This window comes from Caldimonas manganoxidans ATCC BAA-369, assembly GCF_000381125.1.
GTDB lineage: Bacteria > Pseudomonadota > Gammaproteobacteria > Burkholderiales > Burkholderiaceae_C > Caldimonas > Caldimonas manganoxidans.
Window position 1 is genome coordinate 15233 of the sequence record NZ_KB905959.1, and the last position, 18649, is coordinate 33881.

The window sequence follows — 18649 nt, forward strand, 5'->3', positions numbered from 1 at the left end:
TCAAAACAGCGTCATCGACAGCTTGCGGCGGTATTGCTCGACGACCGGATCGGCCGGCGTCACCGCGGTCTTGCCGGTCAGCTCCAGCGTGCCCTTGACCTCGGTGGCCGCTGGCTTGGGCGCCGGCTTGCTCATCATCTCCAGGACGGCCACATAGGTCTTGCGCGCCAGACCATCCTTCCAGGCCTTGTCGCGCATCAAAATTTCGAGCAGCTCGTCCATGGCCTGCGTGAAGCGGCCGGCCGCAAAGTGCACCTGGGCCAGCTCGTAGCGGGCGTCGAAGTCGCGTTTGTTGGCCGCGATCGCCTCGGCCAGCGCCTGCGGCGAGCGGGCCTGCGCAGCTGCCTGGCAGGCCTCCAGGTACAGCCCGAGGGCGGCCAAGCGCGCATCCACCGCCGCCTTGGAAGCCACCGGCTCATAAGCCGCACGCGCCTCGGCCAGCTGGCCGCGTTCCAGCAACAGCTTCACATAATCGAAGCGCGCCGCATCATTGGCCGGATCGATGGCCACGGCCTGCTGCAGCTTCTCCAAAGCGGCGTCGGTATGGCCCTCGGCCGCCAATTCCAGCGCTTCTTCGGTCTCCTCCTCGGCTTGCAGCTCGGCCGGGCTGGGCACATGCTTGTCCAGGAATTGCTGGATCTGCGCCTGGGGCAAGGCGCCGACGAAACCATCGACGGGCTGGCCGTCACGAAACATCACGCAAAACGGGATGGAACGCACCCCGAACATCTGTGAGAGCTGGCCAGCGATCTCGGGCTGCTCGTCGGAATTGAGCTTGGCCAGCACGAAGCGGCCCCCGTATTGGGTTTCGAGCTTCTCGAGCAAGGGGCCCAAGGTGCGGCAGGGCCCGCACCAAGGAGCCCAAATGTCCAGCAGCACGGGGCGGGACATCGAGGCTTGGAGCACCTCGGTTTCAAAGTTCTGCAAAGTGATGTCGATCATGGCAACGCCGTTCTAAAGAGGCGAGGCAGCCTCACGGGCGACGCCGAGGACGGAACCTTCCGTTCTCAGCCCCGCCTAAAATCGCGATTTCTGCCCAGCCTGGAGCCGTCCTTGTCGAGTGCTTCGCCCCTCATCGGTGTGGTCATGGGTTCCAACAGCGATTGGGACGTCATGCAGCACGCTGCCCAGATTCTCGCCGACTTCGGCGTGCCTTACGAGGCACGGGTGGTTTCTGCCCACCGCATGCCCGACGACATGTTCCGTTATGCCGAGCAAGCCGCGCCCCGCGGCCTCAAAGCCCTCATCGCCGGCGCCGGCGGGGCCGCGCACCTGCCAGGCATGCTGGCGGCCAAAACGGTGGTGCCGGTGCTGGGCGTGCCGGTGCCCAGCAAGCACTTGCAAGGGGTCGATTCGCTGCACTCCATCGTGCAAATGCCCAAAGGCATCCCGGTGGCCACCTTCGCCATCGGGACGGCCGGCGCGGCCAATGCCGCCTTGTTCGCCGTGGCCCTGCTGGCCAACGAAGACGCCGCGCTGCGCGACAAGCTGCTGGACTTCCGCGCCCGGCAAACCGAGGCCGCGCGCGCCATGAGCCTGCCGCCGCCGGGAGCCGCCGCATGAGCACAACGGTGCTGCCTGGAGCCACCCTGGGGGTGATGGGCGGAGGTCAACTCGGCCGCATGTTCGTCCATGCCGCCCAGACCCTGGGCTATTTCACGGTCGTGCTCGACCCGGATGGGAACAGCCCGGCCGGGCTGGTGGCCCACCACCACATCCGAGCCGACTACCTGGACGAGCAAGGCCTGGCACAGCTGATGCAGCGCAGTGTGGCCATCACCACCGAATTCGAAAACGTGCCCTCGGCAGCACTGATGACGCTCCAAGCCCATCGCCCGGTCGCCCCCAGCGCCCAAGCGGTGGCCATCTGTCAGGACCGCGCCCTGGAAAAAGCCCATTTCCAGCGCTGTGGCGTGCCCTGCGCGCCCCATGCCGTGATCGACACCGCTGAACAGCTCGCCGCCGTCGATCCGGCCTTGCTGCCGGGCCTGCTCAAGACCGCCCGCCTGGGCTACGACGGCAAGGGCCAAGTCCTGGTGCAGACACCGCAAGACCTGGCCGCCGCCTGGGAGCAGCTCGGCCGCGTGCCTTGCGTGCTCGAGCAGCGCTTGGACCTGGCCTTCGAGCTGAGCGTGATCGTCGCCCGCAATGCCCAGGGCGAGGTGGTGCACTTCCCGGTACAGCGCAATCTGCATCGACGCGGGATTCTGGCCGTCACGACCGCCCCGGCGCCCGACGTGGGCCCCGAGCTGCAGGCCCAGGCCATCGGCGCGGCCGAACAGCTGGCCGCCTCGATGCACTATGTGGGCGTGCTGTGCGTGGAATTCTTCGTGCTGCGCGACGGCCGGCTACTGGCCAACGAAATGGCGCCGCGGCCCCACAACTCGGGCCATTACACGCTGGACGCCTGCGACGTGTCGCAATTCGAGCTGCAGGTGCGTGCGATGACCGGGCTGCCGCTGGTGGCCCCGCGCCAGCACTCCCCGGCCGTGATGCTCAACCTGTTGGGCGAGCTGTGGTTCGACGCGCAAGGGCGCGAGCGCGAACCCGCCTGGGCCGAGGTGCTGGCCTTGCCGGGGGTGCATCTGCACTTGTATGGAAAACTCACGGCGCGGCCGGGGCGCAAGATGGGCCACCTGACCGTGACGGCGCCCACCGCAGCCCAGGCCGACGACGTGGCGCGTCGCTGCGCCGAACGGCTGGGCATCGACCCGTGGTGAGGAACGGCATGGCACGCATCCTCGACGGCCCGCAAGCCGCCCAGTTGGACCAGGCCCTGGAGGCTCTGGCTGCAGGGCGCCTCGTGGCCTTTCCCACCGAAACGGTCTACGGCCTGGGCGCCGATGCCGGCCGCGACGAGGCCGTGCGGGGCATTTTCGCGGCCAAAGGCCGGCCTACGGATCATCCACTGATCGTGCATGTGTCCAATGCCGAAGCCGCCCTGCCGCTGGCCCGAGCCGTGCCGCCGGCCGCCCAGCGGCTGATGGATGCCTTCTGGCCCGGCCCCTTGACCGTGATCGTGCCCCGGCGCGACGGCGTGGCCACGGCCGCTGCCGGCGGCCAAGACACCATCGGCCTGCGCTGCCCGGCCCATCCACTGGCGCAGGCCCTGCTGCAAGCGGCCAGTCGGCGCGGCCTGCTCGGGCTGGCTGCGCCCAGCGCCAACCGCTTCGGCCGGGTCAGCCCGACCACCGCCGCCCATGTGGCCGCCGAATTCGGTGAGGACGTGCTGGTGCTCGACGGCGGCCCCTGCCCGGTGGGCATCGAATCGACCATCATCGACTGCTCACGGGGCCGCCCGGTGCTGTTGCGCCCCGGAACCCTCACCCGCGCGCAAATCGAAGCGGCTTTGGGCGAGCCCCTGCTCGACCGTGACGCGCAGGCCCCGCGGGCCCCGGGCACGCTGAAGGCCCACTACGCCCCTCGGGCCACGGTGCGTCTGATGAGCACCGACGTGCTGCGCACGGCTCTAAAGGTGTGGGCCGACTCGCCCGGCCCGGTGGCCTTGTATGCCCGCACGGTGCGCCCGGCCCCCGGCATGCTGTTTCGAGCCATGCCCGAGGATGCCGCCTCGGCCGCGCGGGAGCTGTTTGCGGCTTTGCGCGACTTCGACGCGCGCGGCGCGCGCATCATCTGGGTCGAGAGCCCGCCCCCAGGCCCTGAATGGGACGGCGTGCGCGACCGACTGATCCGCGCCGCCGCGGCCTGACCCCTTCCATGTTGACTGGAGTGTGCATGTCTTTGTCGTCTTTCGTCGCCGCTTGGCAGCGTCGAACACTGGCCGCCATGGCCGCCTTGACATTGGCCAGCTGTGGCGGCGATGTCTACAACCCTTTCCAACCGACCCGGCTGTTCTCCTTTGGCGATGGCCACAGCGCCATGGCCAGCGACGGACGCAAATACACCGTCAACGACCTGTCCAACTGCCAGTACACGCGCAGCTGGAATCAAATCGTGGCGGAAAACTATGGCTTTGCCTTCGCCGCCTGCAACCCCGGCGGACTGAGCGGCAACCGCATCGCGCAGCTCTATGCCGATGCCACGTGGAAGCTGGCCGACGTGCGGGCCCAGGTCGAAGCCCAGCTGCCCAACCTGGGCACCGGGGACATGGTGTTGATCCAAGTGGGCGCGCAAGACGTGTGGGAGCTGTACCAACAAAACCCCTCGGTCGTGCCGCCCGACTACCAAGATGAGGGCCTGTGCAGCCAAGGCAGTCTGCCGACCACGCTGCGCGAAGCCTGCGACCGCGGGGCCGACTTCGGCCGGCTGGTGCAGCAACTCGTGGATCGCGATGCGCGCGTGCTGGCCATCGACGTGGTCAACCAGGGCAAGACCCCGCGCGGGCTGGCCGAACCCGTCAGCGGGCGCACCTTGCTCAAGGCCTTGACCGACGCCTACAACTCTGGCTTCTACAACAGCTTCGGCAACAACAGCCGCAAAGCCGCCTACGCCCAGGTGAACAACCTGGTGCGTCTGGCCACCGGCGACAGCAACACCGGCTATCGCTTCACCCATGAAGGCACGGCGGCGTGCACCGTGACACCCGCCCTGGATTGCTCGACCTCGACCGTGCAGTCGGACTACAACACCAGCTTGAGTGCTTATGTGTACGTGTGGGCCGACGATCTGTACTTCAGCCCCCAGATGAACCGCCTGATCGGCAATCTGGCCTGGCAGCGCGCCGAGCGGCATCCCTATTGAGGCGACCGTCCCACGCCCAAGGGCCGGTCGTGCATGGCCCAGGCCACCAAGGCCTCCAACACCGGCCGGGCGGCCGCGGCCCTTGGGTGGTTGACGATGGCCACGAAGCTGTAACGCTGCCCGCTGTCGCCCAGCACATAGCCGGCCAGAGCGGCCACATCCCGCAGCGAGCCGGTCTTCAGATAGGCGCGGCCCGGCTCGATCCGGCTGCGCCGCAAGGTGCCGTCGCGGCCACTGGCGGGCAAAGAGGCGATGAACTCGGGCATCACCGGGTCGGCCCAGGCCGACTGCAGCAGCCGGGTGAAGAATGCCGCGCTGGCCCGCGCTTCGCGTGAAAGCCCGGCACCGTTGTCCAGCACCACGCTGGGATCGGGCCCGCCCAGCCGGCCGCGCAACCAGTCCTCGACCACGGCGCGCGAGGAGGCCAAGTCGCCCCGCCCGCGGCGCTCGCGCCCCAGGGTCAGAAACAGCTGGCGGGCCATCACGTTGTTGCTGAACTTGTTGATGTCGCGCACCACTTCGGCCAGCGGGGGCGAGGTGGCCGCCAGCACCGGCGTCAGCCCCTCGGGCACCCGACCCTCGCGCACGGTGCCCGACAACTGCCCGCCCAGGCTGAGCCACACACCCAGCACGGCCTGCGCGTTGTAGCGGCGCGCATCGGCATGGGCGATGGCCCATGAGTTCTCGCCACAGCGCGCCGGATAAGCCCCACGGAAGCGCAAGCGGCTGGGGTCGCCCAGCTCGGCCCGCAGCTGAGCGCGCCAGTCGGAGCATGCGGCGCCGAAGTCCAAAGGCACCCAAGGATCGACCGCAAAGCCGTGCAGCGGCGGCTCCACCGTGACCCAGGCCCGCCCGCGGGCCACATCGGGCACGAAGCCCAGCACGATGGACTTGTAGTTGATCAGCAACGCATCGGGCAGCACGTTGTACGGTCGCCAGGGCTCCTCGTCGAACGCGCCGGGATCCCCCGGCGGCACCTCGAATGCCGAGCCATCGAGAACGATGTCGCCCCGAATCTCGCGTATCCCCAACTGCTGCACCCGGCGCAGCAACAGCCACAGCCGCTCCACCACCAGCTTCGGATCGCCTTGGCCTTGCAGATACAGCGTGCCGTGCAACACACCGTCGCCGACCCGCCCCTCGACATACACCGGGGTGGACCAGGTGTAGGCCGGCCCGAGCAAGTCCAGCGCGGCATAGGTGGTGATGAGCTTCATCAGCGACGCCGGGTTGACCGGCGCCTCGGCCCGGTAGCTCAAACGAGGGCTGCTGCCGCCGAGCGGCACCACCTCGACCGACAAGGCCTGCGGCGGCAGCTGGGCCTGCGCCAGAGCCGCTTCCACGGCCGGCGGCAATGCTGGCGGCGCCGTCTGGGCCGGCACCGGCCCGTGCAGCAGCACCCAGCCCCAAGCCCACACGGCCCCACGCCAAACGCCCCAAGCACCGCTTCGCCCCCGAATGCGGCGCCACATCGATGACAACGCAGCAGCATGCATGCCCGGATTATCCCGGCAGCTACACTCTGGGCATGTCCACCCGTGCACACGACCCCTGCCTGCTGGCCATCGAGACGGCCACCGAGACCGTGCACCTGGGCCTGCGCTGCAACGGCCAGCAGCGCATCTACACCGGCCCAGGCGGCGCTCGAGCCTCGGCCACACTGCTGCCGGCCGTGCGAGGGCTGCTGCAGGAGGCCGCAATCGCCCCACGAGACCTCGATGCGATCGCCTTCGGCCGCGGCCCAGGCGCGTTCACCGGTTTGCGCACGGCCTGCTCGGTGGCGCAGGGCCTGGCGCTCGGTGCCGGCTGCCCTGTGATCCCGGTGGACACCTTGCTCGTGGTGGCCGAAGATGCGCGCCGCGCCCAGGGACACACCGAGATCTGGGCGGCACAAGATGCGCGCATGGGCCAGCTCTATGCCGCCCGCTACCAGCACGACGGCCAGCGCTGGCTCACCCTGAGCGCGCCGGCCTTGTACGACCCCGAGGATTTCAATGCCCTGCTGCGCGCCGATCCACAGGCCGCGCTGGCGGGCAATGCCCCCGCCGCGCTGGGGGGGCGGCTGGACGGCGGCGGCCGCGCCGTGCTGGCCACGGCCGTCCCCAGCGCACCGGCCTTGCTGGCGCTGGCGCTGGCGGCCTGGCAGCGCGGCGAGGCGATCGACGCGGCCCTGGCCCTGCCCCTGTACGTGCGCGACAAGGTGGCGCAAACCACCGCCGAGCGCGATGCCTTGCGCTGCGCCCTGACATGAACGCCGCGCTCCAATCCGCAGGCCGCCGCCTGGAACCCCTGCGCCTGGAAGACCTCGATGCCTTGCTGGCCATCGAGGTGCAGGCCTATGAATTTCCCTGGACCCGCGGCAATTTCATCGACTCCCTGGCTGCCGGCCATGCGGCATGGTGGCTGCGCGAGGGCGACGGCCCGATGATCGGCTACTTCCTGGCCATGCGGGGCGTGGAGGAAATGCACTTGCTCAACCTCACCGTGGCCCCGTCGCAGCAAGGACGCGGCCATGCCGTCTGGATGCTCGATCGCCTGTGCGAGATGGCACGCCGCGAAGGTGCCGCCCAACTGTGGCTGGAGGTGCGCCCAAGCAACCACCGGGCGCGGCGGCTGTATGAGCGCTATGGGTTCGCCGAGGTGGGGCTGCGCCGCGGCTACTATCCGGCCGCACGGGGCTTGCGCGAAGACGCGCTGCTGATGAGCCTGCCGCTGTGAGGATCTGCCCATGAGCCTGGACGATCGTCGAGTGGCCCTGTTGCGCGAAATGGGGCTCACGGCCTGGGTGCTGCGCCGAGCCGAAGCCGCCACGCTGCCGCCAGCGTTCCACGTGGCCGAGCCCACGGGGCCCGATCCGGCCTCTGAGGAGGCGCCCCGCGCGCCCGAGACCCCGCTGCCGCACGGCACCCGCCCCAGCGGGGTCGAACAGATGGATTGGCCCACCCTGCGCGCAGCCGTGGCCGGCTGCCGAGCCTGTGCGCTGTGCGAGAGCCGCCACCACACCGTGTTCGGCGTGGGGCATGAACAGGCGCACTGGATGATCGTCGGCGAAGCCCCCGGCGAACACGAAGATCGTCAGGGCGAGCCCTTCGTCGGCCAGGCCGGCCGCCTGCTGGACAACATGCTGCGCGCCATCGGCCTGACCCGCCAGCCAGCCCCGCCCGAGCAGCAGGTCTACATCTGCAACGTGCTCAAATGCCGGCCACCGGGCAACCGCAATCCCACGCCGCAGGAAGTGGCCCAATGCGAGCCGTTCCTGAAACGCCAAGTGGCCTTGGTCAAGCCGCGCATCATTCTGGCCATGGGGCGCTTTGCGGCGCAATCGCTGCTGCGCAGTGACGAGCCCATCGGCCGGCTGCGCGGGCGGGTGCACGACTACGAAGGCGTGCCGGTCATCGTCACCTACCACCCGGCGTATGTGCTGCGCAACCTGACCGAAAAAGCCAAGTCCTGGGAGGATCTCTGCCTGGCCCTGGACACACTGCAGACGCGGGCCTGAGGCGCAGGCTCAGGGCCGCGTGCCCAGGTAGCGCTTGCGCCAAAAGAACAGGCCCAAGCCCAGACCGATGGCGGCCATCAGACCCAAGGCGATCCACACCCCCGTGGCCTGGTGGATCAGCGGCATGCGGTCGAAGTTCATGCCGAAAATGCCGGTGATCAGGTTCAGCGGCAAGAAGATGGCCGTCAGCACGGTGAGCGTGCGCATGATGTCGTTGGTGCGGTTGCTCTGCGCCGAGAAGTGCATCTGCACCGCCGTCTCGGCCGAAGACTCCAGCCGACGCACATGGCTGAGCACGCGCTCGATGTGCTCGAGCACATCGCGTGAACGCAGCCGCAGCAGCTCGCGCTCGCGCCGCGCCTGCGGCGTGGTCTCGGGAGGCCACTCCTGCAAGGCATCGATCCACTCTTGGATCGCATTGCGCTGGTCTTCGCAAATGTCTTCCAGCAGATGCAAGGTATTGCGCGCATCGAGCAGCAACGGCCAGCTTCGGAACCGAGCCCGCGGATTGAACAACGCCTGTTGCAGCACGCCGAACTGGCGCGTCAGCAGCCGCCGCAGCTCCAGATAGCCATCCACGATGTGGTTGACCATGCGCAGCATCTGATCGGCCGGGCTGCTTGGCAGACGCACGGCCACCGGTCGGCCTTCGGCGCGGGGATCGGCCTGGCCTTGGGCGATCTGGGTGTAGCGCTGAGCAAAATGCTCCAGCACCAGACAATCGGCCGGATGCACGGTCAGCAGCACGCGGTCGAAGACCGCAAAACCCACCGGGCGGGTGTCGATCGCCTCCAGCGCGCGCCGCGCGCTTTGCAAATCGCCGCCGCCCGTCTCACCGAGGAACAGCTCGCTCGTGCCCGCACCGGCGGCCAAACGCCGGAACACCAGCACGTCATACCACGGCGTGTCCTCGAAGTGCGAGGGCAGCTGCGGGTTGAGCAAGTCGGAGACATGCAAGTCCACCAAGGGCCCGCCGGTCCAGGCTTGCAAGCAGGACTGCACCCGGGCGATGTCGGCCTCGAACTCGCTGCGCGTGAGCCCGAGCCAGAGGTAACCGCTCTCGGGCAGGGCCGCCGGCAGCGCCGACCGTTCTTCGAAGCCGTCGGGGCGGACGTGGAAGATGCGCATCAGGCCTTCAGTCGCGCTGCGGCCTCCAGCGCGAAGTAGCTCAGCACCCCATCGGCGCCGGCCCGCTTGAAGGCCAGCAACGACTCCATCATCACCGCGTCATGGTCCAGCCAGCCCTGGGCCGCGGCGGCCTTGAGCATCGCATACTCCCCGCTGACCTGGTAGGCAAAAGTAGGCATGCGAAATTCGTCCTTGACCCGGCGCACGATGTCCAGGTACGGCAGGCCGGGTTTGACCATCACCATGTCGGCGCCTTCGGCGATGTCCAGCGCCACCTCGCGCAACGCCTCGTCGCTGTTGGCCGGGTCCATCTGGTAGACCTTCTTGTCGCTCTTGCCCAGCTGGGCGGCCGAGCCCACGGCATCGCGAAAAGGGCCGTAGAACGCCGAAGCGTATTTGGCACTGTAAGCCATGATGCGGGTGTGGATGAACCCTTGCGCCTCCAGCGATTGGCGGATCGCGCCGATGCGTCCGTCCATCATGTCCGAAGGCGCCACGATGTCCACCCCGGCTTGCGCCTGCACCAAAGCCTGGCGCACCAGCACCTGCACCGTCTCGTCGTTCAGGATGTAGCCGGTGTCGTCCAACAGCCCGTCCTGGCCATGACTGGTGTACGGATCGAGCGCCACATCGGTCATCAGCAACAGCTCGGGGAAGCGGCGCTTGAGCTCGCGCACCACCCGCGGCACCAAGCCCTCGGGATTGAGGGCTTCGCGGCCATCGGGCGTTTTGAGCGCTGGCTCGACGACCGGGAACAGCGCCATGGCCGGCACGCCCAAAGCCAGGCAACGCTCGGCCAGTGGCAGCAGGCGGTCCAGGCTGAGGCGCTGCACGCCTGGCATCGAGGCCACCTCCTGGGCCTGCCCCTGTCCGTCGAGCACGAACACCGGCAAGATCAAATCGTCGGCCCGCAGGGCATGTTCGCGCACCAAGCGGCGCGTGGCATCGTCACGTCGCAGCCGGCGGGGGCGGGCCGCCGGGAAGGAAGCAGGGAAAGCCAAGGCTGTGTCCTAAGTAACAAGCGTTCGAAAGCGTGAAAAGCTGGTGTTTTCCATGCCCGAGTGGATTACTGGGGTCCTCCAGCCGGTCATCGATCTGTGATAAGCTCACATGTGAATGATACGTCGCAAGACGGTCATTCCCTGCTTTTCCTCCCTGAGCAGGTGCCTTACCGTGATGACAGCGATAAGGCTTTGAAGCCCCAGTCCCCGACTGGGGCTCTTTCTTTTTGGGCGACGCTTTGCGCCCGCCCGCGCTGCGGTCGGTCATCGCACCGACGCCCGGCCGGGGTGGCTATCATCCGGCGCATGCTCTACGCCGTGGTCAAATCCCTGCACATCGTCTTTGTCGTCGGCTGGTTTGCCGGTCTGTTCTACCTGCCGCGCATCTTCGTGAACCTGGCGCAGGTCAGCCCCGACAGCCATGCCGAGCGCGAGCGCCTGCTGCTGATGGCGCGCAAGCTCTATCGCTTCATGTCGCTGCTGATGCTGCCGGCCCTGGGCTTGGGCCTGTGGCTATGGCTGGGCTTTGGCATCGGGCGCGGTCCCGGCAGCGGCTGGATGCATGCCAAGCTCGCGCTGGTGCTGGGCCTCATCGGCTACCACCACGGGTGCCGTCGCCTGCTGCGCGGCTTCGAGCAGTCCCCGAACTCGTCCCGATCCCATGTGTGGTACCGCTGGTTCAATGAGGTGCCGGTGATCGTGCTGCTGGCCGTCGTGCTGCTGGTGGTGCTCAAGCCCTTCTGAGCGAGGTGCCGGTGCCGGCTCATCGCAGTTCGTTGGTGCCGCTGGCGCTGCTGTATGCCGCGCTCATCGTCTATGCGAGCCTGTACCCCTTCGGCGACTGGGTCACCCCCCATCAGCCGCTGTGGGCCTTCATGCTGGAGCCCTGGCCGCGCTGGTGGACCGGCTTCGACCTCATCTCCAATCTGCTGGGCTACCTGCCCTTGGGGATGGCCGTGGCCGGTGCGGCATTGCGCGGCGGCCGCTCGCGCGGCTGGGCCTTGGGCCTGGCCTTGGGCTGCGGCATGCTGCTGTCCGGCGCCATGGAGACGCTGCAAAACTTCCTGCCGCAGCGCGTGCCGTCCAACCTGGACTGGGCCCTCAACGCGCTGGGCACCGCTGCCGGCGCGCTGGCCATGCTGGCCTTACAGGCCATGGGCGCGCTGGGGCGCTGGCAGGCCTTGCGTGAGCGCTGGTTCATCGAGCGCAGCGCCGGCGGCTTGACGCTGTTGCTGCTGTGGCCCTCCGCCCTGCTGTTTCCCACCCCGGCGCCGCTGGGCGTGGGCCAAGTGGCCGACCGGGTGGACGATCTGGTGGCGCGCGCCTTGCAAGGCAGCGCCTTGGAAGGCTGGATCCAGGCCCCGGTGGCCAGCGCCGTGGCCAAGCTGCCCGCGGTCACCGAGCTGGTGGTGGTGGCCCTGGGCCTGCTGGCGCCGTGCCTGTTGGCCTTCTCGATCAGCCCGCCGCGCTGGCCGCGCTTGGTGTTGGTGGCCGGCGCGCTGGCGCTGGGCTTTGCCACGACCACCTTGTCCACCGCGCTGAGCTATGGCCCGCAGCATGCACTGGCCTGGATCACGCCAGCCACCCCGGTGGGGCTGACCGTGGGGACGGCCATCGCGCTGGCGCTCATCCCCGTGCCGACGCGCGCGGCCGCCGCGCTGGGCTTGGTGGCCATCACCGCCTTGGCCGGCTTCGTCAACGACGCGCCCGCCGATCCCTACTACGCCCAAAGCCTGGCAGCCTGGGAACAGGGCCGCTTCATCCGCTTCCATGGCCTGGCCCAATGGGTCGGCTGGCTGTGGCCATATGCCGTGCTGGTCTATCTGATCGGCCGCGCGGCCGCGCGGGAGCGCGCCCCTTAAAATCCTGCGATGAGTTATTACGAGCGCCACGTCTTCTTCTGCCTGAACCAGCGTGACAACGGCCAGTCCTGTTGCGCCGATCATGCCGCCGAGGCCGCCTTCGATCACTGCAAGTCCCGCGTCAAGGCCGCCGGCCTGGCCGGCCCAGGCCGGGTGCGGGTGAACCGGGCCGGCTGCCTGGATCGCTGCGCTGGCGGCCCGGTGGTGGTCGTCTATCCCGAAGCCACGTGGTACACCTATGTCGATCTCGCCGACATCGACGAGATCGTCGAGCGCCATTTGCAGCACGGTGAAATCGTCGAGCGGCTGCTGCTGCCTCCCGATGTCGGCCGATGAACGCCCAGACCGAAAAATTTCAGCTCCCCGGCCCAAGCGGTGAGCTCGAATGTGCCGTCGATACCCCCAGCAGCGGGCCCGCCTGCGGGCTGGCCGTGTTGGCGCACCCGCACCCCTTGCACGGGGGCACGATGGACAACAAAGTCGTGCAGACCCTGGCGCGCGCCTTCGTGCAGCGCGGCTGGCGCACGTTGCGCTTCAACTTCCGCGGCGTGGGACGATCGCAAGGCGGCTGGGACGCCGGCCGGGGCGAGATCGACGACATGATGGCCGTGATCGATCAGTGCCGGCAGAACGGGGAACCTTTGGCCCTGGGCGGATTCTCTTTCGGGGCTTATGTGGCCTCACACGCTGCTTGGCGACTGGGCGAGCCGGTGACCCACCTGGTGCTGGTCGGCCCGGCCACCGGCAATTTCCAAGTGGCGCCCGTGCCGGCCCACACGGTCGTGATCCATGGGGAACTCGACGAGGTGGTGCCTTTGCAGTCCACGCTGGACTGGGCTCGACCGCAGCACCTGCCCATCGTGGTCGTGCCCGGAGTGGGCCACTTTTTCCACGGGCAGCTGCCACTGCTGAAGACCTTGGTGCTGCGTGCCCTGGCCTGAGGCGGTGTGCGCACACACCGTCGGGTCCGCGCCCGCCGCACCTGAACCGACTCCACACCGATGAAACGACTGATTGCCTCCTTGCTGACCATTGCTTCACTGGCATGGGCCGCGCTGTCTTCCGCGCAGCCGCTACCGCCCCCAGACGTGGCGGCCAAGTCTTATGTGCTGCTGGACATGAACAGCAACCAAGTGCTGGCTGCCCGCGAGCCGGACACCCCCTCGGACCCGGCCTCACTGACCAAGCTGATGACCGCTTATGTGGTCTTCAGCGCGCTGCGCGACGAGCGCCTGTCGCTGGAACAAGAACTGCCGGTTTCGGTGCGCGCTTGGAACGAACGCAAGGGCGGCGCCTCGGTGATGTTCATCGAACCGCGCATGCGCGTGAAGGTGGAAGATCTGCTCAAGGGCATGATCGTGCAATCCGGCAACGACGCTTCGGTCGCCCTGGCCGAAGGCGTGGCCGGCAGCGTGGAGGCCTTCGTGGAGCTGATGAACCGCGAGGCCCAGCGCATGGGCCTGAAGAACACGCGCTTTGCCAACGTCACCGGCATGACCGAGCCCGGCCACCACAGCACTGCGCGCGATCTGTCGGTGCTGGCTTCACGGCTGATCACCGATTTTCCCGAGTACTATCCGATGTACTCGATTCGCGAGTTCCGCTTCAACAACATCACCCAGCCCAACCGCAACCTGCTGTTGCGCCGCGACCCCAGCGTGGATGGTCTCAAGACCGGCTACACCGAAGCCGCCGGCTACTGCCTGATTGCCTCGGCGCAGCGCGAATTCCCCAACGGCAAGCGTCGCCTGCTCAGCGTGGTGCTCAACACCACCTCGATGGAAGCGCGCGCCAACGAAAGCCAGCGCCTGCTCAACTGGGGCTTCCAGGCCTTCGACACGCTGCGCTTGTTCGACGGCGGCCAAGCCGTGGTCGAGCCGCCGGTGTGGAAGGGCAAGGCCCCCAAGGCCCGGCTGGGAGCGGCAGCCCCTCTGTTCGTGACCGTGCCGCGTGGTCAAGGGGACAAAATCACCACCAAAATCGAGCGCATCGACCCACTGGTGGCCCCGCTGCAACAAGGGCAGACGGTGGGCCGCATCAAGGTGCTGCTGGGCGACTCCGTGATCACCGAAACCCCTCTGGTGGTCCAGGATGCCGTGCCCGAGGCCGGTCTGCTCGGCCGCGCCTGGGATGCCATCCGGCTGTGGATCCAGTAATCTCTTACCCTCGTTCGCGCCGCACCGAAGGAGCCGATCATGCAAGCCTTGCCCGACACCCTGTGCTACCTCAATGGCGAGTACCTGCGCCTGTGCGATGCCAAGGTGTCCGTCTTGGACCGTGGCTTCATCTTCGGCGACGGCTGCTATGAGGTCGTGCCGGTGTACGGGCAGCGTCTGTTCCGCTTCGAGGAGCACATGGCGCGACTGGAACGCTCGCTGGCCAAGCTGCGCATCCCCAATCCGCACTCGCGCATGGAGTGGCTGCAGCGCATGCGCAAGCTCATCGCGGCGCATGCCGAGCAGGAAGGCGCCCGCGATCAGCTCGTCTACCTGCAGCTGACCCGCGGCGTGGCCCTGCGCGACCATGTGATGCCGCCGGACATCGCGCCCACCGTCTTCATGATGGTCAGCACGATGAAGCCCGCCACCCCCGAGCAACGCCATGCCGGTGTGGCCTGCACCACCGCGCGTGACTTCCGCTGGGAGCGCGGCGACATCAAGTCGATTTCCTTGCTCGGCAATGTGCTGGCGCGCCAAATGTCGGCCGATCAAGGAGCTGCCGAGACCATCCTGTTCCGCAACGGCCACCTCACCGAAGCCTCGGCCAGCAATGTGTGGATCGTGCAAGAAGGCGCCGTGCTGGGCCCGCCCAAGAGCGAGCATGTGCTCGAAGGCATTCGCTATGGCTTGATCGCCGAGCTGTGCGAAGAACTGGGCATTGGCTTCAACCTGCGCCCCATCAGCGAGGCCGAGGTGTTTGCCGCCGACGAAATCATGCTGTCCTCGGCCACCAAGGAAGTGCTGCCGGTCACGCGCCTGGATGGCCAGCCCGTGGGACACGGCGCCGGCAAAGGCAAGCCCGGGCCGGTCTATGCCCGCCTGTACGAAGCCTATCAGCGCGCCAAGGCCGAACAATCGATATGAGCCCCGACCGCTCCCTGATCGAATACCCCAGCGCCTTCCCCATCAAGGTGATGGGCCCCAATGTCGATGGATTCGCCGCGGCCATGGTCGAGGTGGCTTTGCGCTTCGACCCGAGTTTCGACCCGGCGACGATCGAAATGCGCCCCAGCCGCAGCGCGAACTACCTGGGCCTGACCCTGACGGTGACGGCCACCAGCCGCGAACAGCTCGATGGGTTGTACCAGGCGCTGAGCTCGCATCCGATGGTCAAAGTGGTGCTGTAACACGCCTCCAAGCACGCGCCTCAAAGCGCCCGCCCGCGCAACAGCGCGTCCATTTCCTCGACTTTGTACGGCGCGATCTCATCCCCGCTCGCAGCAGCCGCCTCGTACCAATCACGCGCCTGGCGGACATCCTTGGGCACGCCCAGGCCCTTTTCGTACATCGACGCCAGCAAGTACTGCGCCGCCATGTCGCCTTGCCATGCCGCACGGCGATACCACTGCGCCGCCTGGGCCCAGTCCTGGGGCACGCCACGCCCCAAGTAGTAGGCCGTGCCAACGGCCACTTGGGCCTCCACATGCCCGCGAGCTGCCGCCTTCGAGTACCACTGCACCGAGCGCGCATGGTCGGCCCGGCCGGTCAGGCCGCGCTCATAAATCTCGCCCAAGGCATGTTCGGAGCGCACGAAGCCTTGGGCCGCCGAGGCTTCCAGCAGCGCGATCGCCTTGCCGATGTCGGGCCGGGCCGTCTCGCCGCGCACATGCATCATCGCCAAGTTGTAGCGGCCCACCGGGCTGCCCTGCTCGGCCAAGGCAGTGAAGCGGCGCTCGGCCTGCGCCCAGCGCCCGGCCTGGTGATCGGCAAGGGCCTCGAAGATCTCGCGCCGATCCTGCACGCCGCGCGGCGGGCTCGGCGACCTCACGCCGCCATCGGCCCCGAAAACCGGCGGGACCCAGACCGCTTGCAGCAGCACCAAGCCACAGGCCAGCGCCAAGGTCTTCAGGGCCGGCATCCGGCCGCTGCGCATCCGTGTTGGCTGGGTCCACCTCATGGCCGTCTCCTGCCGGGGGCATGGTCCCCGCACCTTGAGCACGGTACCCCAAAGGCGATGACCCGGCCAGCCGCGTGGATGCCCAGCCGCTCGTGCCAGGCCGATAGACTCTCGACCATGGAGATCCGTTGGCTCGGGCGCGTCGAATATCTGCCCACCGTCGAGGCCATGCAGGCCTACACCGAATCACGCACCGCGGACAGCCCCGACGAGCTGTGGCTGTGCGAGCATCCGCCAGTCTTTACCCTGGGGTTGGCCGGCAAGACCGAGCATCTGCTCGCCCCGGGACACATCCCGGTGGTGTCCACCAACCGAGGCGGCCAGGTGACCTACCACGGCCCCGGCCAAGTGGTCGCTTACCCTCTGGTCGATTTGCGCCGATTGGGCCTCTACGTGAAGGAGTATGTCCACCGGCTCGAGCAGGCCGTGATCCAGACGCTCGACAGCTTCGGCGTGACCGGCCATCGCGTCAGCGGCGCGCCGGGCGTCTATGTGAATCTGGCCGACCCCTTCGGTCACGCACGCCTGCGGCCCGACCGGCCCGACCCCTTCGCCGGTCTGGGCAAGATCGCCGCGTTGGGCCTCAAAATCAGCCAACACCGCAGCTACCACGGCCTGGCCCTGAACGTGGCAATGGACCTGAGCCCCTACGAACGCATCCACCCTTGCGGCTACGCCGGCCTGCGCAGCATCGACTTGGCTACACTTGGGGTTTCCACCGACTGGGACACGGTGGCCAGCCGCCTGAGCGAACGCCTGCAGGCCCATTTGAGTCCCTGACACCGCAGCCGGCCGGCTGCGACGGAGCACCCCGCGCATGTCCACCTCCAACGTCGTCCACCAGGTCCAGCCCAGCGGCACCTACGACGCCACGGCCAAGCAAAAGGCCCAGGCCAAGACCGCGCGCATCCCCATCAAGATCGTGCCGGCCGCCCCCCTCAAAAAGCCCGACTGGATCCGCGTCAAGGCCGGCTCGCCCAGCACGCGCTTTTACGAAATCAAGCAGATCCTGCGCGAGCACAAGCTGCACACCGTGTGCGAGGAAGCCTCCTGCCCCAACATCGGGGAGTGCTTTGGCAAAGGCACGGCCACCTTCATGATCATGGGCGACAAGTGCACCCGCCGCTGCCCCTTTTGCGATGTGGGCCACGGCCGCCCCGACCCGCTGGACCCCGACGAGCCGATCAACCTGGCCAAAACGATTGCCGCACTCAAGCTCAAGTACGTGGTGATCACCAGTGTGGACCGCGACGACCTGCGCGACGGCGGCGCCGCCCATTTCGTGGAGTGCATCCGCCGCACGCGCGAACTCTCCCCCCACACCAAGATCGAGATCCTCACGCCCGACTTCCGCGGCCGCATGGACCGTGCGCTCGAGATCCTCAAGGCCGCGCCGCCCGACGTGATGAACCACAACCTCGAGACGGTGCCGCGGCTGTACAAGGAAGCCCGTCCGGGCTCAGACTATCAGTACAGCCTGAACCTGCTCAAGCGCTTCAAGGAATTCGCCCCCCATGTGCCGACCAAAAGCGGCCTGATGGTCGGTCTGGGCGAGACCGACGAAGAAATCCTCCAGGTGATGCGTGACATGCGCGAACACGGCATCGACATGCTCACCATCGGCCAATATCTGGCCCCCTCGAACCACCACTTGCCGGTGCGTCGCTATGTGCACCCCGAGGTGTTCAAGATGTTCGAGCAAAAGGCCTACGAGATGGGCTTCACCCATGCCGCCGTGGGCGCGCTGGTGCGCTCCAGTTACCACGCCGATCAGCAAGCGCACCAAGCGGGCGTGGCCGACGCCGTCTGAGCATGGAGGCGGTCGCCCGCCTGAGTCGGCGCCAGTACGGCGAATCGAAGGGCAGCCATGCCCACGATCATTTCCAGCTCCTGTGGGGCTGGCATGGCGCTTTGGAGCTGGAGATCGAAGGCCGCGGCACGCGCGTGGTGGCCGGCCGCCTGGCGGTCATCGCCCCCGGCCAGCGGCATGACTTCTGGTCCGCCAGCGGCAGCACCTGCTTCGTGCTCGATGCCAACGACAGCGCCCATCCGGCACTTGCGGCCCTGGCCGGTCGCGTGCTGCCCCTGGACGGGACGGCCTTGCATCTGCTGCGTTTCCTGGGGCTCTTCGTCATTTCGTGTGGAACCCAACAGTCACAATGACTCCTGGTCGTCGCGCCCGGTGGGCATGTGTGCAGGCCGCTGGCCGGCCTGTGCACATGTCCACGAGGCGTGTTTGATCAGGAGGATGAGTCCATGGGCATTGCCGTAGAAGCTCTGTTCACCAGCGCGCTGGGCTTGCAGCCGCCGTGGGTCGTCGATGACGTCAGGCTCGACACCGC

The 18649-nt window shown here is 67.8% G+C and carries 23 protein-coding genes; 17 read left to right on the forward strand and 6 right to left on the reverse strand.

Annotated elements, in window-relative coordinates; translation table 11 throughout:
- Positions 1-942: a tetratricopeptide repeat protein gene (locus F615_RS0114010; protein WP_019561809.1), complete on the reverse strand. Its 942-nt coding sequence runs from the start codon at positions 940-942 to the stop codon at positions 1-3.
- Between the two features lie 144 nt (positions 943-1086).
- Here F615_RS0114010 and purE point away from each other — a divergent pair, with 144 nt between their 5' ends.
- Genes purE through F615_RS0114030 form a run of 4 tightly spaced genes read left to right on the forward strand, consistent with a single transcriptional unit; the run spans position 1087 to position 4701 of the window.
- A complete protein-coding gene (gene purE / locus F615_RS0114015) occupies positions 1087-1563 on the forward strand; it encodes a 5-(carboxyamino)imidazole ribonucleotide mutase (protein ID WP_033371552.1) in 477 nt (158 codons plus the stop codon).
- The gene (locus tag F615_RS0114020) at positions 1560-2720 is read left to right on the forward strand and encodes a 5-(carboxyamino)imidazole ribonucleotide synthase (RefSeq protein WP_019561811.1); all 1161 of its coding nucleotides are present in this window, start codon (positions 1560-1562) and stop codon (positions 2718-2720) included. Before purE ends, F615_RS0114020 begins: the two co-directional genes overlap by 4 nt.
- Before the next feature lie 8 nt (positions 2721-2728).
- Positions 2729-3709: an L-threonylcarbamoyladenylate synthase gene (locus F615_RS0114025; protein ID WP_019561812.1), complete on the forward strand. Its 981-nt coding sequence runs from the start codon at positions 2729-2731 to the stop codon at positions 3707-3709.
- Positions 3710-3735: 26 nt separating this feature from the next.
- Positions 3736-4701, forward strand: coding sequence for an SGNH/GDSL hydrolase family protein (locus F615_RS0114030; RefSeq protein WP_019561813.1), 966 nt, complete (start codon positions 3736-3738; stop codon positions 4699-4701).
- On the opposite strand, the gene dacB is transcribed toward F615_RS0114030, so the two are convergent.
- Positions 4695-6197, reverse strand: a complete 1503-nt coding sequence (gene dacB, locus F615_RS0114035; protein ID WP_245558371.1) for a D-alanyl-D-alanine carboxypeptidase/D-alanyl-D-alanine endopeptidase — start codon at positions 6195-6197, stop codon at positions 4695-4697. The genes F615_RS0114030 and dacB overlap by 7 nt on opposite strands.
- Positions 6198-6229: 32 nt before the next feature.
- On the opposite strand from dacB, the gene tsaB reads away from it, so the two are divergent.
- The 3 genes from tsaB to F615_RS0114050 are packed head-to-tail and all read left to right on the forward strand — an operon-like array spanning position 6230 to position 8200.
- Entirely contained in the window at positions 6230-6952 is a 723-nt protein-coding gene (gene tsaB, locus F615_RS0114040) for a tRNA (adenosine(37)-N6)-threonylcarbamoyltransferase complex dimerization subunit type 1 TsaB (protein WP_019561815.1), read from the forward strand.
- Entirely contained in the window at positions 6949-7419 is a 471-nt protein-coding gene (gene rimI / locus F615_RS0114045) for a ribosomal protein S18-alanine N-acetyltransferase (protein WP_019561816.1), read from the forward strand. Before tsaB ends, rimI begins: the two co-directional genes overlap by 4 nt.
- 10 nt (positions 7420-7429) lie before the next feature.
- Entirely contained in the window at positions 7430-8200 is a 771-nt protein-coding gene (locus tag F615_RS0114050; protein WP_019561817.1) for a uracil-DNA glycosylase, read from the forward strand.
- 9 nt (positions 8201-8209) lie between these two features.
- Here the strand turns inward: F615_RS0114050 and F615_RS0114055 are convergent, their stop codons facing one another.
- Together F615_RS0114055 and hemB are read right to left on the reverse strand one after the other, a co-directional pair.
- Positions 8210-9328, reverse strand: a complete 1119-nt coding sequence (locus F615_RS0114055) for a magnesium transporter CorA family protein (protein ID WP_019561818.1) — start codon at positions 9326-9328, stop codon at positions 8210-8212.
- Positions 9328-10329 carry a porphobilinogen synthase gene (gene hemB, locus F615_RS0114060; RefSeq protein WP_019561819.1) on the reverse strand — a complete coding sequence of 334 codons (1002 nt, stop codon included), beginning with the start codon at positions 10327-10329 and terminating at the stop codon, positions 9328-9330. Before hemB ends, F615_RS0114055 begins: the two co-directional genes overlap by 1 nt.
- A gap of 306 nt (positions 10330-10635) precedes the next feature.
- Between hemB and F615_RS0114065 the strand changes: the two genes are divergently transcribed.
- Genes F615_RS0114065 through F615_RS0114095 form a run of 7 tightly spaced genes read left to right on the forward strand, consistent with a single transcriptional unit; the run spans position 10636 to position 15537 of the window.
- Complete coding sequence (locus F615_RS0114065) at positions 10636-11073, forward strand: CopD family protein (protein ID WP_019561820.1); 438 nt, start codon at positions 10636-10638, stop codon at positions 11071-11073.
- 11 nt (positions 11074-11084) lie between these two features.
- On the forward strand, positions 11085-12191 hold the full coding sequence (locus F615_RS0114070; protein ID WP_026330332.1) for a VanZ family protein: 1107 nt from the start codon (positions 11085-11087) through the stop codon (positions 12189-12191).
- A 9-nt stretch (positions 12192-12200) separates the two neighbouring features.
- Positions 12201-12527 carry a (2Fe-2S) ferredoxin domain-containing protein gene (locus F615_RS0114075; protein ID WP_019561822.1) on the forward strand — a complete coding sequence of 109 codons (327 nt, stop codon included), beginning with the start codon at positions 12201-12203 and terminating at the stop codon, positions 12525-12527.
- Positions 12524-13132, forward strand: a complete 609-nt coding sequence (locus F615_RS0114080) for an alpha/beta hydrolase (RefSeq protein ID WP_019561823.1) — start codon at positions 12524-12526, stop codon at positions 13130-13132. The genes F615_RS0114075 and F615_RS0114080 overlap by 4 nt, the downstream gene beginning before the upstream one ends.
- A 60-nt stretch (positions 13133-13192) precedes the next feature.
- Positions 13193-14347, forward strand: coding sequence for a D-alanyl-D-alanine carboxypeptidase family protein (locus F615_RS0114085; protein WP_019561824.1), 1155 nt, complete (start codon positions 13193-13195; stop codon positions 14345-14347).
- 39 nt (positions 14348-14386) lie between these two features.
- Positions 14387-15274, forward strand: a complete 888-nt coding sequence (locus F615_RS0114090; RefSeq protein WP_019561825.1) for a D-amino acid aminotransferase — start codon at positions 14387-14389, stop codon at positions 15272-15274.
- Positions 15271-15537 (forward strand): YbeD family protein, encoded by a 267-nt coding sequence (locus F615_RS0114095; protein ID WP_019561826.1) that lies wholly within the window; start codon positions 15271-15273, stop codon positions 15535-15537. Before F615_RS0114090 ends, F615_RS0114095 begins: the two co-directional genes overlap by 4 nt.
- Positions 15538-15557: 20 nt before the next feature.
- Here F615_RS0114095 and F615_RS18695 read toward each other — a convergent pair whose 3' ends face one another.
- Positions 15558-16307, reverse strand: coding sequence for a tetratricopeptide repeat protein (locus F615_RS18695; protein WP_083932484.1), 750 nt, complete (start codon positions 16305-16307; stop codon positions 15558-15560).
- Between the two features lie 117 nt (positions 16308-16424).
- Between F615_RS18695 and lipB the strand changes: the two genes are divergently transcribed.
- The 3 genes from lipB to F615_RS18700 are packed head-to-tail and all read left to right on the forward strand — an operon-like array spanning position 16425 to position 18470.
- Positions 16425-17087, forward strand: coding sequence for a lipoyl(octanoyl) transferase LipB (gene lipB, locus F615_RS0114105; protein WP_019561828.1), 663 nt, complete (start codon positions 16425-16427; stop codon positions 17085-17087).
- 37 nt (positions 17088-17124) lie between these two features.
- Positions 17125-18117 carry a lipoyl synthase gene (lipA, locus tag F615_RS0114110; protein WP_019561829.1) on the forward strand — a complete coding sequence of 331 codons (993 nt, stop codon included), beginning with the start codon at positions 17125-17127 and terminating at the stop codon, positions 18115-18117.
- A gap of 2 nt (positions 18118-18119) precedes the next feature.
- Positions 18120-18470: an AraC family ligand binding domain-containing protein gene (locus tag F615_RS18700; RefSeq protein ID WP_019561830.1), complete on the forward strand. Its 351-nt coding sequence runs from the start codon at positions 18120-18122 to the stop codon at positions 18468-18470.
- Here the strand turns inward: F615_RS18700 and F615_RS20190 are convergent.
- Positions 18462-18649, reverse strand: a 188-nt coding sequence (locus F615_RS20190) for a hypothetical protein (protein ID WP_169452409.1), incomplete at its 5' end; no start/stop codon positions are given. The two genes, F615_RS18700 and F615_RS20190, sit on opposite strands and share 9 nt — an antisense overlap.

Excerpts from the sequence above, each read along its gene's own strand:
- F615_RS0114010 (WP_019561809.1), bottom strand. The coding sequence starts at position 942 with ATGATCGACATCACTTTGCAGAACTTTGAAACCGAGGTGCTCCAAGCC.
- purE (WP_033371552.1), top strand. The coding sequence starts at position 1,087 with ATGGGTTCCAACAGCGATTGGGACGTCATGCAGCACGCTGCCCAGATT.
- F615_RS0114020 (WP_019561811.1), top strand. The coding sequence starts at position 1,560 with ATGAGCACAACGGTGCTGCCTGGAGCCACCCTGGGGGTGATGGGCGGA.
- F615_RS0114025 (WP_019561812.1), top strand. The coding sequence starts at position 2,729 with ATGGCACGCATCCTCGACGGCCCGCAAGCCGCCCAGTTGGACCAGGCC.
- F615_RS0114030 (WP_019561813.1), top strand. The coding sequence starts at position 3,736 with ATGTCTTTGTCGTCTTTCGTCGCCGCTTGGCAGCGTCGAACACTGGCC.
- dacB (WP_245558371.1), bottom strand. The coding sequence starts at position 6,197 with ATGCATGCTGCTGCGTTGTCATCGATGTGGCGCCGCATTCGGGGGCGA.
- tsaB (WP_019561815.1), top strand. The coding sequence starts at position 6,230 with ATGTCCACCCGTGCACACGACCCCTGCCTGCTGGCCATCGAGACGGCC.
- rimI (WP_019561816.1), top strand. The coding sequence starts at position 6,949 with ATGAACGCCGCGCTCCAATCCGCAGGCCGCCGCCTGGAACCCCTGCGC.
- F615_RS0114050 (WP_019561817.1), top strand. The coding sequence starts at position 7,430 with ATGAGCCTGGACGATCGTCGAGTGGCCCTGTTGCGCGAAATGGGGCTC.
- F615_RS0114055 (WP_019561818.1), bottom strand. The coding sequence starts at position 9,328 with ATGCGCATCTTCCACGTCCGCCCCGACGGCTTCGAAGAACGGTCGGCG.
- F615_RS0114065 (WP_019561820.1), top strand. The coding sequence starts at position 10,636 with ATGCTCTACGCCGTGGTCAAATCCCTGCACATCGTCTTTGTCGTCGGC.
- F615_RS0114075 (WP_019561822.1), top strand. The coding sequence starts at position 12,201 with ATGAGTTATTACGAGCGCCACGTCTTCTTCTGCCTGAACCAGCGTGAC.
- F615_RS0114080 (WP_019561823.1), top strand. The coding sequence starts at position 12,524 with ATGAACGCCCAGACCGAAAAATTTCAGCTCCCCGGCCCAAGCGGTGAG.
- F615_RS0114085 (WP_019561824.1), top strand. The coding sequence starts at position 13,193 with ATGAAACGACTGATTGCCTCCTTGCTGACCATTGCTTCACTGGCATGG.
- F615_RS0114090 (WP_019561825.1), top strand. The coding sequence starts at position 14,387 with ATGCAAGCCTTGCCCGACACCCTGTGCTACCTCAATGGCGAGTACCTG.
- F615_RS0114095 (WP_019561826.1), top strand. The coding sequence starts at position 15,271 with ATGAGCCCCGACCGCTCCCTGATCGAATACCCCAGCGCCTTCCCCATC.
- F615_RS18695 (WP_083932484.1), bottom strand. The coding sequence starts at position 16,307 with ATGAGGTGGACCCAGCCAACACGGATGCGCAGCGGCCGGATGCCGGCC.
- lipB (WP_019561828.1), top strand. The coding sequence starts at position 16,425 with ATGGAGATCCGTTGGCTCGGGCGCGTCGAATATCTGCCCACCGTCGAG.
- lipA (WP_019561829.1), top strand. The coding sequence starts at position 17,125 with ATGTCCACCTCCAACGTCGTCCACCAGGTCCAGCCCAGCGGCACCTAC.
- F615_RS18700 (WP_019561830.1), top strand. The coding sequence starts at position 18,120 with ATGGAGGCGGTCGCCCGCCTGAGTCGGCGCCAGTACGGCGAATCGAAG.